This window comes from Shewanella colwelliana ATCC 39565, assembly GCF_000518705.1.
Taxonomy (GTDB): Bacteria; Pseudomonadota; Gammaproteobacteria; order Enterobacterales; family Shewanellaceae; genus Shewanella; species Shewanella colwelliana.
Window position 1 is genome coordinate 17,754 of record NZ_KI912483.1, and the last position, 12,397, is coordinate 30,150.

8 protein-coding genes, 3 tRNA genes and 1 pseudogene are annotated in these 12,397 nt (G+C 44.9%); 9 read left to right on the forward strand and 3 right to left on the reverse strand.

Annotated features, from left to right (window positions below):
- Window position 1: 1 nt before the first annotated feature.
- From L876_RS0120495 to L876_RS0120535, 9 genes are all read left to right on the forward strand, one after another.
- Window positions 2-78: transfer RNA gene (locus tag L876_RS0120495), tRNA-Pro, on the forward strand.
- Between the two features lie 64 nt (window positions 79-142).
- A tRNA-Arg gene (locus L876_RS0120500) sits at window positions 143-219 on the forward strand.
- Between the two features lie 7 nt (window positions 220-226).
- Window positions 227-302 (forward strand) — tRNA-His (locus tag L876_RS0120505).
- Between the two features lie 256 nt (window positions 303-558).
- Window positions 559-1,863 (forward strand): trigger factor, encoded by a 1,305-nt coding sequence (tig, locus tag L876_RS0120510; RefSeq protein ID WP_028765509.1) that lies wholly within the window; start codon window positions 559-561, stop codon window positions 1,861-1,863.
- Window positions 1,864-1,952: 89 nt separating this feature from the next.
- On the forward strand, window positions 1,953-2,564 hold the full coding sequence (gene clpP, locus L876_RS0120515; protein WP_028765510.1) for an ATP-dependent Clp endopeptidase proteolytic subunit ClpP: 612 nt from the start codon (window positions 1,953-1,955) through the stop codon (window positions 2,562-2,564).
- A gap of 83 nt (window positions 2,565-2,647) precedes the next feature.
- Window positions 2,648-3,925 (forward strand): ATP-dependent protease ATP-binding subunit ClpX, encoded by a 1,278-nt coding sequence (gene clpX, locus L876_RS0120520; protein ID WP_028765511.1) that lies wholly within the window; start codon window positions 2,648-2,650, stop codon window positions 3,923-3,925.
- A gap of 129 nt (window positions 3,926-4,054) precedes the next feature.
- The gene (gene lon / locus L876_RS0120525) at window positions 4,055-6,406 is read left to right on the forward strand and encodes an endopeptidase La (protein ID WP_028765512.1); all 2,352 of its coding nucleotides are present in this window, start codon (window positions 4,055-4,057) and stop codon (window positions 6,404-6,406) included.
- A 264-nt stretch (window positions 6,407-6,670) separates the two neighbouring features.
- Window positions 6,671-6,943 carry an HU family DNA-binding protein gene (locus tag L876_RS0120530; protein ID WP_011866302.1) on the forward strand — a complete coding sequence of 91 codons (273 nt, stop codon included), beginning with the start codon at window positions 6,671-6,673 and terminating at the stop codon, window positions 6,941-6,943.
- Between the two features lie 219 nt (window positions 6,944-7,162).
- Entirely contained in the window at window positions 7,163-9,031 is a 1,869-nt protein-coding gene (locus L876_RS0120535) for a SurA N-terminal domain-containing protein (RefSeq protein WP_028765513.1), read from the forward strand.
- 279 nt (window positions 9,032-9,310) lie between these two features.
- Here L876_RS0120535 and fabV read toward each other — a convergent pair whose 3' ends face one another.
- The 3 genes and pseudogenes from fabV to L876_RS0120550 form a co-directional block, all read right to left on the reverse strand.
- Entirely contained in the window at window positions 9,311-10,513 is a 1,203-nt protein-coding gene (gene fabV, locus L876_RS0120540) for an enoyl-ACP reductase FabV (RefSeq protein ID WP_028765514.1), read from the reverse strand.
- Window positions 10,514-10,617: 104 nt separating this feature from the next.
- A pseudogene (locus tag L876_RS22230) lies at window positions 10,618-11,404 on the reverse strand (peptide ABC transporter ATP-binding protein).
- Window positions 11,379-12,392 carry a peptide ABC transporter ATP-binding protein gene (locus L876_RS0120550; protein ID WP_028765515.1) on the reverse strand — a complete coding sequence of 338 codons (1,014 nt, stop codon included), beginning with the start codon at window positions 12,390-12,392 and terminating at the stop codon, window positions 11,379-11,381. The pseudogene L876_RS22230 and the gene L876_RS0120550 overlap by 26 nt, the downstream one beginning before the upstream one ends.
- Window positions 12,393-12,397: the final 5 nt, after the last annotated feature.

Below are 12,397 nucleotides of genomic sequence, written 5' to 3' on the forward strand. Positions count from 1 at the left end.
TCGGTGATTAGCGCAGCCCGGTAGCGCATCTGGTTTGGGACCAGAGGGTCAGAGGTTCGAATCCTCTATCACCGACCAAATTTTTAAATGGCGTGTATACGCTGTTTTGCCCAGTTAGGATATGAACCTAGTTCATAACGAAGCGCCCGTAGCTCAGTTGGATAGAGCATCCGCCTTCTAAGCGGATGGCCGCAGGTTCGAATCCTGCCGGGCGTACCAAACAGTGGTGATTGTAGCTCAGTTGGTAGAGCCCCGGATTGTGATTCCGGTTGTCGTGGGTTCGAGCCCCATCAGTCACCCCACTTCTTTTTTAAGAAGAAAATAGAGAAAGCGACCCTAGGTCGCTTTTTTTACGCCTGTAATTCGAGTCTTGAGGCTCGACTATGCAGAAAACCGTGGCTATAATGTCGCGTCTTGATAAATTTCAACTATGTGCAACGACTGCCAAACTCAGTTACCACGGCATTTTAGTCGTTTTTTAGGATCAAGAAACGAATACTTTAATGGCTGAATATTCGGCTGTTACAAAAGACGTTTGACATATTTCGAGGTAAAACAATGCAAGTTTCTGTAGAAACAACACAAGGTTTAGAGCGCCGCCTAACAATTTCTGTTCCTGCTGAGCAGATCGAAAACACTGTTAAAGAAGCATTAAAGAGCGAAGCTAAACGTGCTCGTATTCCTGGTTTCCGTCCAGGAAAAGTACCAGTAAGCGTGATCAACAAGCGCTACGGTAACGCTATTCGTCAAGACATCACTGGTGAAGTGATGCAGCGTAACTTCGTTGAAGCGATTATTGCTGAAAAGTTGAACCCAGCTGGTGCACCAACTTTCGTTCCAGGCGAAACTGATGCTGAAAACTTCCAGTTTGTAGCAACTTTTGAGATCTACCCAGAAGTCGAATTAAAAGGTCTAGAAGCAATTGAAGTTGAACAGCCTAAGGCTGAAGTGACTGATGCTGACGTTGATGCAATGATTGATACATTGCGTAAGCAACATGCGACATTTGAAGCCGTAGAACGTGCTGCTGCAGATGGCGATAAAGCGAAAATTGATTTCGTTGGTTCTATCGACGGTGAAGAGTTCGAAGGCGGCAAAGCTGAAGATTTCGAACTTCAACTCGGTAGCGGTCGTATGATCCCTGGTTTTGAATCTGGTGTTGAAGGCCACAAAGCGGGCGAAGAGTTTGAGATCGACGTAACTTTCCCTGAAGATTACCACGCTGAAAACCTTAAAGGTAAAGTTGCTAAGTTTGCAATCACCCTTAAAGAAGTTCAAGCGGCTAACCTTCCAGAAGTTAACGACGAATTTGCTAAGTTGTTTGGTGTTGTTGACGGTGGCTTAGAAGCCCTTAAGACTGAAATCACTAAAAACATGACTCGCGAGCTTGAACAAGCGCTTAAAGCGAATGTTAAAGAGCAAGTGTTAAATGGTCTGTTAGCACAAAATGAAATTGAGCTACCAAAAGCACTTATCGACGGTGAAGTGAATGTTCTTCGTCAACAAGCTATGCAACGTTTTGGTGATCAAGCCGCTAACATGCCTGAGCTTCCAGCTGATTTATTCACTGAACAAGCTGAGCGTCGTGTGAAAGTGGGTCTACTTCTTGGTGAAGTGATCAAAACAAACGAACTTAAAGCTGAAGATGAGCGCGTACAAGCGTTGATCGCTTCTATGGCTTCTGCTTATGAAGATCCAAGTGAAGTTGTTGAATATTACAACAGCAACCAAGAGATGATGCAGAACATGCGTAACGTTGCGCTAGAAGAACAAGCGGTTGAAGCATTGCTAAATTCTGCGAAAGTGACTGAGAAAGACGTCAATTTCGAAGAATTTATGAACAAGGCTACAGGTCGCGCGTAACCTATGCTTGACTTAAATGGCTGTTAGCCATTTATAATGGCTCGTATGAGGCTCCTCATGCGAGCCATTTTTATTTAGGGAAGTTTATAATGCAAAATGCGCCAGAATCAGTACTGAATGCACTCGTCCCAATGGTTGTTGAACAAACAGCCAAAGGTGAACGCTCATATGATATCTATTCTCGTCTCTTAAAAGAGCGTGTCATCTTCTTGGTTGGCCAAGTCGAAGAGCATATGGCGAATCTCATTGTTGCTCAGTTACTCTTTTTAGAGTCAGAAAGCCCAGATAAAGATATCTACTTGTATATCAACTCTCCAGGCGGTTCGGTCACTGCGGGCATGGCGATTTATGATACCATGCAGTTTATTAAGCCAAATGTCAGCACTGTTTGTATTGGTCAGGCGGCGAGTATGGGCGCATTTTTGTTAGCCGGTGGTGCCAAAGGTAAGCGTCATTGTCTGCCTAACTCTCGCGTTATGATCCATCAACCATTAGGCGGTTTCCAAGGTCAGGCGTCTGATATCGCTATTCATGCGCAAGAGATCTTGGGTATTAAGAATAAATTGAATCAAATGTTGGCCGATCATACAGGCCAGCCTTTAGAGGTTATTGAACGTGATACCGACCGTGATAACTTTATGAGTGCGGCAGAAGCTGAAGCCTATGGCCTAGTTGATTCTGTATTAGATAAACGAGGCTGATATTTGTCTGCTGCTGAGCTATGATCAGTTAAAGACATTCAGATGAATTGTGCAGTGAGAGACACTGCAAAAGAGGTAAACTAATGGGCGACAACAAAAGCAACGGTGATAGCGGTAAGCTGCTGTACTGCTCTTTTTGTGGAAAGAGTCAGCATGAGGTGCGTAAGCTCATAGCCGGTCCTTCTGTGTATGTGTGCGACGAATGTGTAGAGCTGTGTAACGATATTATTCGTGAAGAGATCAGAGAGATCTCGCCGAAGCAAGATCAGGATAAACTACCTACACCACATGAGCTCAGAGCACATCTTGATGATTATGTTATCGGTCAAGAAAAAGCGAAAAAAGTATTGTCGGTTGCGGTTTATAATCACTATAAACGTCTTAAAAATGCATCGCCCATTGATGGCGTTGAATTAGGTAAAAGTAATATCTTGCTCATCGGTCCTACGGGTAGCGGTAAGACACTACTTGCGGAAACATTAGCACGCTTTTTGAATGTACCTTTTACCATGGCTGATGCCACCACACTGACCGAAGCGGGTTATGTGGGTGAGGATGTTGAAAACATCATCCAGAAGTTACTGCAAAAATGTGATTATGATGTAGAGAAAGCCCAACGCGGTATCGTCTATATCGATGAGATTGATAAAATCAGCCGTAAGTCTGACAATCCATCTATCACGCGTGATGTGTCTGGTGAAGGTGTGCAACAAGCCTTACTTAAGCTGATAGAGGGGACTGTTGCTGCTGTCCCTCCTCAAGGCGGCCGTAAGCACCCTCAACAAGAATTTTTGCAGGTAGATACCTCTAAGATCTTGTTTATTTGTGGTGGTGCGTTTGCCGGGCTTGAGAAGGTGATTGAGCAACGCTCACACGTGGGTACGGGTATTGGTTTCGGTGCTGAAGTCAAAGGTGATGCGGATAAAGCGACGATATCTGATGTATTGTTGCAAGTTGAGCCAGAAGATCTGGTTAAGTATGGTTTGATTCCTGAGTTTATCGGTCGTCTCCCTGTCCTTGCCACATTAACAGAGCTAGATGATGCCGCGCTTATCCAAATTTTGTCTGAGCCAAAAAATGCGTTAACTAAGCAATTTGCAGCACTGTTCGAAATGGAAGGGGTTGATTTAGAATTTAGAGAAGATGCGTTAAAAGCGATTGCGCTAAAAGCGAAAACCCGTAAAACCGGTGCACGTGGATTGCGTTCAATTGTTGAAGGTATCTTGCTCGATATCATGTATGACCTACCTTCATCAGAAAATGTAGCCAAAGTGGTTATTGATGAGTCGGTTGTTAAAGGTGAATCAGCGCCTATTTTGATTTACGAAAACAGTGAGTCTCAAGCGGCTGTTGCTGAGTAATAATTCAGCTAACAGAAAGCTAAACTATGATTAAGGAGCCCATTGGGCTCCTTTTTTTATTTTTGCCATTGAAACCGATTAATCTACCCCAATATACTCATTAATATTGTTATCAAACGGAATCGAGCTATGACCTTAGAGCGTGACGCGCGAATCGAACTCCCCGTATTACCACTGAGAGATGTCGTGGTATATCCCCATATGGTTATTCCCCTATTTGTTGGCCGGGAAAAATCTATCCGCTGTTTAGAAGCGGCGATGGAGCAAGATAAGCAAATTATATTGGTGGCGCAGCGCGATGCTGAACTTGATGAGCCCACCAGTGATGATATTTTCGAAGTTGGAACTGTTGCATCGATTTTACAGTTACTAAAACTCCCTGATGGTACCGTCAAGGTCTTGGTTGAGGGTGGCCAACGGGCCCGTATTAATAAATACACTCAAGAAACTGAATACTTTGTTGCAACGGCTGAATACCTTGAGTCTGCCGACATCGCCGAGAAAGAGGAAGAGGTACTTGTTCGCTCTGCTGTTGGCCAGTTTGAAGGCTATATCAAGCTGAATAAGAAGATCCCTCCAGAGGTCCTAACCTCTTTGTCTGGGATAGATGAAGCTGCACGTCTTGCCGATACTATGGCGGCGCACATGCCTCTCAAGCTTGAAGATAAGCAAACAGTGCTGGAGATGGTTAACGTCTCAGAGCGCCTTGAGTATTTGATGGCGATGATGGAGTCAGAAATCGATCTGTTACAGGTTGAGAAGCGTATTCGCTCTCGCGTGAAAAAACAGATGGAAAAAAGCCAGCGTGAGTATTATCTCAATGAGCAGATGAAGGCGATTCAAAAAGAGCTTGGCGATATCGACGAGACTCATGACGAATTTGAAACCTTAGGCCGTAAAATTGAAGAAGCGGGCATGCCTGCTGAGGCCAAAGACAAAGCCACTGCAGAACTAAACAAGTTAAAGATGATGTCACCGATGTCAGCTGAAGCGACGGTTGTTCGCAGCTATGTCGATTGGATGGTTTCAGTGCCATGGAAACAGCGCTCCAAGATTAAGCGTGACTTAGCCAAAGCTCAAGATGTGCTCGACACCGACCATTTCGGTCTAGAGAAGGTCAAGGAGCGTATTTTAGAGTATCTTGCGGTGCAAAGCCGTGTGAAACAGCTTAAAGGTCCAATACTTTGTCTTGTAGGCCCACCAGGTGTGGGTAAGACCTCATTGGGTCAGTCTATTGCTAAGGCGACGGGGCGTAAGTATGTGCGTGTTGCATTAGGCGGTGTGCGTGATGAAGCGGAAATCCGTGGTCATCGTCGCACCTATATCGGCTCAATGCCGGGGAAAGTGATTCAAAAAATGTCGAAAGTTGGCGTGAAGAATCCACTGTTCTTGCTCGATGAGATCGATAAGATGAGCTCTGATATGCGCGGTGATCCAGCTTCAGCATTGCTTGAAGTGTTAGATCCAGAACAGAACTCAACCTTTAGTGACCACTACCTTGAGGTGGATTACGATCTATCAGATGTGATGTTTGTTGCAACATCAAACTCTATGGATATTCCGGGTCCACTGCTTGATCGTATGGAAGTGATTCGTTTATCAGGCTACACAGAAGATGAGAAACTTAATATTGCCAAGCAACACTTGTTGCCAAAGCAGATTGAACGTAATGGACTGAAAGCCAGCGAAGTGACCGTTGATGATAGTGCGGTTATTGGCATTATTCGATACTACACCCGAGAAGCCGGTGTACGTGCTCTAGAGCGCGAGTTGTCGAAAATCTGCCGTAAAGTGGTTAAACAGATACTCTTAGACAAGTCACAAAAGCATGTGGAAGTGAATCAAGAAAACTTGAAGTCTTTTCTGGGGGTACAGCGATTTGACTATGGTAAAGCGGAATCAAACAACCAAATTGGTCAAGTGACTGGTCTAGCCTGGACACAAGTTGGTGGTGATCTGTTAACCATCGAGGCAACGTCTGTGGCGGGTAAGGGCAAGCTAACCTATACCGGTTCGCTGGGCGATGTGATGCAAGAGTCTATTCAAGCTGCGATGACCGTAGTTAGAGCGCGAGCAGAACAACTCGGCATTAATCCTGACTTTTATGAGAAACGTGATATTCACGTTCACGTACCTGAAGGGGCGACTCCTAAGGATGGTCCATCGGCAGGTGCGGCGATGTGCACGGCTTTAGTGTCTAGCTTGACGGGAAATCCGGTAAGAGCCGATGTTGCAATGACCGGAGAGATAACTCTTCGTGGTGAAGTCTTGCCGATTGGTGGACTTAAAGAGAAACTACTCGCCGCTCACCGAGGTGGCACTAAGTTGGTGTTAATTCCTAAAGAAAATGAGCGCGACTTGGAAGAGATCCCTGCAAATGTTATTGCTGATCTTGAGATTAGACCCGTGCGTTGGGTTGAGGAAGTACTTGAATTGGCGTTAGAACGACCAATCAAAGGCTTCGAAGTCGTTAAAAGTTAGGCGTAACGCAAGAAAATACCCATTTGCACCAAAAAAAATGCAAAAAGGGGCTTTTTAAAATCGAAACCTGTGGTAGCCTAGGTCGGTGGATAGCTCTTTAGCTACAGGCCTTGGCACTGCTGGTTTTGAGCTTGTTCCAATTTTATTTATTAGGTTTTCCTATTTGGCTTGAACTTTGGTTTCAAGCTTGTTATAAAAAGCCTCCGCAGACCGCTCTAGACAAGGATTTGGTTGCGGCGCAAAAATTAAATTCAAGGGGATGACATGAACAAATCTGAACTAATCGAGAAAATCGCTTCTGGTGCTGACATTTCTAAAGCGGCTGCTGGCCGTGCTCTAGATTCTTTTATTTCTGCTGTGACTGATGGCCTAAAAGATGGCGATAAAATTTCTCTAGTTGGTTTTGGTACTTTCGAAGTACGTCAGCGTGCAGAGCGCACTGGCCGTAACCCACAAACGGGTAAAGAGATCAAGATTGCTGCTGCTAACATCCCAGCTTTCAAAGCGGGTAAAGCACTTAAAGACGCTGTAAACTAAGAAAACTTAGTCAAGGTGGCCTTTGTAAACCTTATTGGTAGACGTTAAGCACTGTTTAAACAGTGCTTTTTACCAGTAAGTGTTTTGATAATTAAGAGTATTATCATGCCGTTGGCCTAACTTACGCACTGTGTAACTAGGTCTGACAATTTACAAAAATGGCGCATCCTCTATGGTGATGCGCCTTTTTATTTTTTAATGCAACGAGCGAGAAGTCTGATGTTAGAAAAGATTCGCGAAGGCTCACAAGGCGTGATTGCAAAAAGCATTCTTGTTCTTGTAATACTATCCTTTGCATTTACTGGTGTAAGTAGCTATTTAGGTTCATCTTCTGAGCCAACTGCCGCCACGGTTAATGGTGAAGAGATCAGTAAAGCAGCGTTAGAGCAAGCCTATCAAAGCGAGCGTGCTCGATTAGAGCAGCAACTCGGTGAAATGTACGATGCTTTGGCGGGTAACGACACTTATTTAGCTAGCGTTAAACAAAGTGTTTTAGAGCGTTTGATTGCTGACAAGCTGGTTGATCAAAGTGCCGCAAACCTAGGGCTAACGGTTTCTGATGAGCAGATTAAAAATGCCATCATGAACGAGCCTGCTTTCCAAACCGATGGCCGTTTCGACAATGATCGCTATTTAGCGCTTATTCGCCAATTAGGCTACCAGGCAAACAGTTTCCGCGACATGATGCGTGCTGATATGACACGACGTCAGCTAGTTGTTTCATTGGTTGGTTCTGAGTTTGTATTACCTGGTGAAGCTAACTATTTAGCCGATATTCAGGGACAAACTCGTGATATTCGTTACCACATCGTTGATGCGACTCCGCTGCTTGAGCAAGTGACGGTTTCTGATGAAGAAGCCAATACCTACTACCAAGCTAATCAAATTCAGTTTGTGCGCCCTGAAACGGTCTCGCTTGACTATGTCGAACTCAATTCTGCGGATATGGCCAGTGCTATCGTCGTATCAGATGAAGAAGCACAAACTTATTACGATGAAAATAAAACCCAATATTTACAGCCGGAAAAACGTTTAGCCGGCCATATTCTGGTTAACTTTGGCGATGATGAAGATGTGGCCAAAGCTAAAGCTGATGCTATCTACGCTAAGTTAGCGGCAGGTGAAGATTTTGCGGCATTAGCCAAGTCAGACTCTGACGATACCTTTAGTGGTGAGCAGGGCGGGCAACTCGATTGGTTTGAACAAGGTGTGATGGATGAAGCATTTGATGCTGCTCTTTTCTCGCTCGATAAAGGCCAATATTCAGCGGTTGTGAAAACTAACTTTGGTTATCACATAGTGAAACTGCTGGATGTACAAGCTGGTTCAACGGCACCGTTTGCTGACGTCAAAGATAAAATTATTGCTCAACTGATGCAGAACAAAGCGGTTGATCAGTTCTATAGTTTGCAGCAGCGTTTAGCTGATGTTAGTTATGAGGTACCTGACACACTAGCTGAAGCGGCACAAGAAGTGGGTGTGCAGGTTAAGACTAGCCCAGAGTTTTCTCGTGATAGTGCTCCTGCGCCATTAGATTCACCTGAGGTGATCAAGGCTGCGTTTTCAAATACCGTACTACTCGATGGTATGAACAGTGATGTGATTGAGCTTGGTCCTAACCACGTTATCGTTGTTCGTATGAATAAACATACGGCTGCTGGTACACTGGCATTTGATGATGTTAAGGCTTCCATTGTTCAACGTCTTAAGCAAGATAAGGCTAACGAAATTGCTCGTGATAATGCACAGACTATGATGACTGCATTAAAAGCGGGCGATACGTCAGTTGCACTTACTGAGCAGACCAAGCTAACACGCTTTGATCAAGCTATTGATACCTCTATCGTTAACAAAGCTTTCCAGATGGCGCATCCAGATGTCGATTTAGTTGTCGACACCGCTGCGCTAGCCAATGGTTATGCGGTAATAGTGCTTGATAAAGTTAACGCTGCTGAAAGCGTTGACGAGAATTTAGTTAACGCATTGAAGCAGCGTTTAAGCTCGCAATATAGCGAGAACGATTATCGCTCGTTAATCGCATTATTGAAATCTAAAGGCGAAGTGGTTTATACCCCAGCCGATGAGTAATCGATAAGCGACTTCAACTGCTTAATGTTAAAAAAGCCAGCGGGTTAACTCGCTGGCTTTTTTTATGGGGTAATTGGCATTAAAAGGTTTTATTTACTAGTGTGACGGCTACATGGAGTCATACAAAGCGCTAAGCAGCTGCTTACGTTGTTCATTTGAGATTGATGTAAAATGAGGTGGCCAAACATGTTTGTCACGTTAGAGCGCGCGACAGCCGCGATACCAAGGGTATAAAAAAAGCCACGATAATAATCGTGGCTTTTTTTATAGGATAGCGTGTTAAATCTGTTCTACATCAAACTCAATTGCTGGGTTTACGTCTGCTTCATAATCAACAGATGCGACCCCAAAGCCAAATAGTTTAAGAAATTCTTCTTTATACTCACGATAGTCAGTAAGCTCACTTAAGTTTTCAGTGGTCACAGATGGCCATAAATCACGGCAGTGCTGCTGGATCTCTTCTTTAAGTTCCCAGTCATCTAGACGAAGACGGTTAGCGTCATCGACCGATGGTGCGTTGCCGTCTGCACGGAATAGACGTTCATTGAACATACGGTTGATTTGCTCTTGGCAACCTTCGTGAAGGCCAGCTTCACGCATCTTCTTAAATACCATTGCAATGTAAAGTGGCATAACTGGAATTGCTGAACTTGCTTGGGTTACCACACTTTTTAGTACGGCAACGTTTGCACTGCCGCCAGTGGTCGAAAGCTGGTCATTTAGCGCATGGGCTGCGCGATCAAGGTCCATCTTGGCTTTACCTAACGCACCATGCCAGTAGATAGGCCAAGTAAGTTCGGTACCAATATAGCTGTAGGCAACAGTTTTACAGTTAGGGGCCAATACGCCTGCATCGGCTAGAGCATTGATCCAAAGCTCCCAATCTTCACCGCCCATGACGGTGACTGTATCTTGGATCTCTTGCTCTGTTGCTGGCTCAACACTCGTTTCGATAATGAGATCTTTATTGGTGTCTACAGCCGTTGCGGTATAGGTTTCACCGATAGGCTTTAACGATGAACGGATTAATTCGCCGCTGTCAGGGAGCTTTCTTACCGGAGAGGCCAAAGAGTAAACCACCATGTCGACTTGGCCTAGGTCTTGTTTGATTAACTCAATCGCTTTTTGTTTCGCTTCATGGCTGAAGGCGTCGCCGTTAAGGCTTTTAGAATACAAACCTTCTTGTTTAGCGAACTTATCGAAAGCGGCTGAATTATACCAACCCGCTGTACCTGGTTTTGTCTCTGTTCCAGGTTTTTCAAAAAAGACGCCGAGGGTTGCAGCATTGCTACCGAAGGCAGCGGCAATGCGCGAAGATAGACCATAGCCACTGGAAGAGCCGATCACTAACACTTTTTTAGGACCATTTTTGACTGGACCATTTGCTTTGGTGACGTTGATTTGCTCTAGTACATTTGCTTCACAGCCAACCGGATGAGTGGTGGTACAAATAAAGCCACGTGTTTTGGGTTTGATTATCATGTTTCTGCTTCTCTTGAAAAAGTGCCATAAGGATAATTAAACAAGCATGAAATGGCACATGTTTTTTGACAATTCGTGTTGTTAACGTGAGTGGTTGGAGCAGTTTAGCGTTTGTATGAAAACATTGTCTGCTCCTGAATGAGCCGCTGGGTGTACTCATGTTGTGGTGCATTAAACAGTTTTTCTGTGGTGGCTTTCTCGACCATTTTTCCCTGGTGAAGCACCATTATCTTATCGCTAAAGTGGCGAATGATGTTCATGTTATGGGAGACAAAGATATAGGATAAGCCCATCTCTTGCTGCAGCTTAAGCAGCAGGTTCAGGATCTGTGAACGTACGGATAGATCTAAAGCTGTCAGTGCTTCATCAGCAATAATAATTTTTGGATCTAGCATTAATGCGCGCGCTACGGCTACGCGCTGCTTCATCCCTTCTGAGATCATATGGGGATAAAAATCAGCGTGTTCAGGCAACAACCCTACTTTTTTTCAACCGGTCAACCACCTGATTTCGTCTGGCGTGTTTATCTAAATTGGTATTGAATCGCAGCGGTTCATCCAGTAATTCACCCACGGTTAGCCTTGGGTTTAATGAGGTGTTGGGGTCTTGGAATATCATTCTAATCAGTTTACAACGTTGCTTTAGATTGCGAGACTCTAACACTTCGCCTTCAAACAGTATTTCACCGCTAGAGCGTTCTTCTGCCCCCACTAATATTCTTGCTAGGGTGCTTTTTCCTGAGCCAGTTTCACCCACGATCGCTAAGGTTTCACCGCGATTTAACTCGAAGGATATGGGCTCAAGTGCTTGGTTATATTGGCGCTTAAACCCCTTATAGCCCGAGAAGAAGGTTTTACTTAGTTGATTAACTTTTAGTAAGGGGCTCGTCATGGCATGGCTCATTATGGTAAGGGAAGTGGCAAGCGAAATAACGGTCTTTTTGGTGGCATAAACTGGGTTGATTAACGCAGTGCTTTTGTGCCTGTGGGCAACGCGGCCCCAGTCGGCAACCAATAGGCAGATGCTGCAAAGCGGGTGCTGAGCCTGGTAGCGTGTGCATCATGGTTTTATGGTGTTCGGCATTTGAGTAGTCTGGGATATTATCCAGCAGAGCCTTAGTATAAGGGTGATAAGGCTGTGCGATAACATCTGCAGTGGGGCCTGACTCCATTATCTGGCCGCTATACATCACTGATAACCGATCGCACCATTGAGAGAGTGTTTCCAGTTCATGACTGATAAGCAAAATTGACACGTTTTGCAATTGGTTGAGCTTACTTAATAAACGGAAGATCTGCGCTTGGGTACGCAGCTCCATCGAGTTGGTCGGCTCATCGGCGATGAGTAGCCTTGGTTTATTTGCCACGGCAATCGCTATCATCACCTTTTGGCATTCACCGTCGGATAACTCCCAAGCATAGCTAGACATCACTTTTTGGGTGTTTTTTATGCCTACTTTGTGTAGCCACTGTTGCGCATTGATTCGCTTATCAGCTGCACGCTTCCACCAAGAGATGGTTTTGTTTTCTGGCATGGCTTCTATTAATTGTGCACCAACAGATATCGCGGGATCTAAACTGCTCATGGGATCTTGAAATATCATTGCCATTTCGCATCCCATTAAGGCCCGTCGCTGCCTAGCGCTCATCTCCATGAGGTTCTGTCCATCCCACATCATGCGATCCGCTTGTACGGTCCAGTTGTGCCCAGGAATGCCCAAAATTGCTTTCGCTAGCAGAGTGCGTCCAGAGCCCGATTCACCCACTAAACCGTGGATCTCTCCAGGATTTAGGGTCAAACTTACGCGCTCAAGGGCTTTGACTCGCCCATGCGGCGTATCGAGTTCGATGGTGAGATTTCTAATATCCAATAATGGCATTTGCT

What these genes read in the sequence shown, in the direction of transcription:
- clpP (WP_028765510.1), top strand. Translation starts at nt 1,953, where the DNA reads ATGCAAAATGCGCCAGAATCAGTACTGAATGCACTCGTCCCAATGGTT.
- L876_RS0120535 (WP_028765513.1), top strand. Translation starts at nt 7,163, where the DNA reads ATGTTAGAAAAGATTCGCGAAGGCTCACAAGGCGTGATTGCAAAAAGC.
- lon (WP_028765512.1), top strand. Translation starts at nt 4,055, where the DNA reads ATGACCTTAGAGCGTGACGCGCGAATCGAACTCCCCGTATTACCACTG.
- fabV (WP_028765514.1), bottom strand. Translation starts at nt 10,513, where the DNA reads ATGATAATCAAACCCAAAACACGTGGCTTTATTTGTACCACCACTCAT.
- tig (WP_028765509.1), top strand. Translation starts at nt 559, where the DNA reads ATGCAAGTTTCTGTAGAAACAACACAAGGTTTAGAGCGCCGCCTAACA.
- clpX (WP_028765511.1), top strand. Translation starts at nt 2,648, where the DNA reads ATGGGCGACAACAAAAGCAACGGTGATAGCGGTAAGCTGCTGTACTGC.
- L876_RS0120550 (WP_028765515.1), bottom strand. Translation starts at nt 12,392, where the DNA reads ATGCCATTATTGGATATTAGAAATCTCACCATCGAACTCGATACGCCG.
- L876_RS0120530 (WP_011866302.1), top strand. Translation starts at nt 6,671, where the DNA reads ATGAACAAATCTGAACTAATCGAGAAAATCGCTTCTGGTGCTGACATT.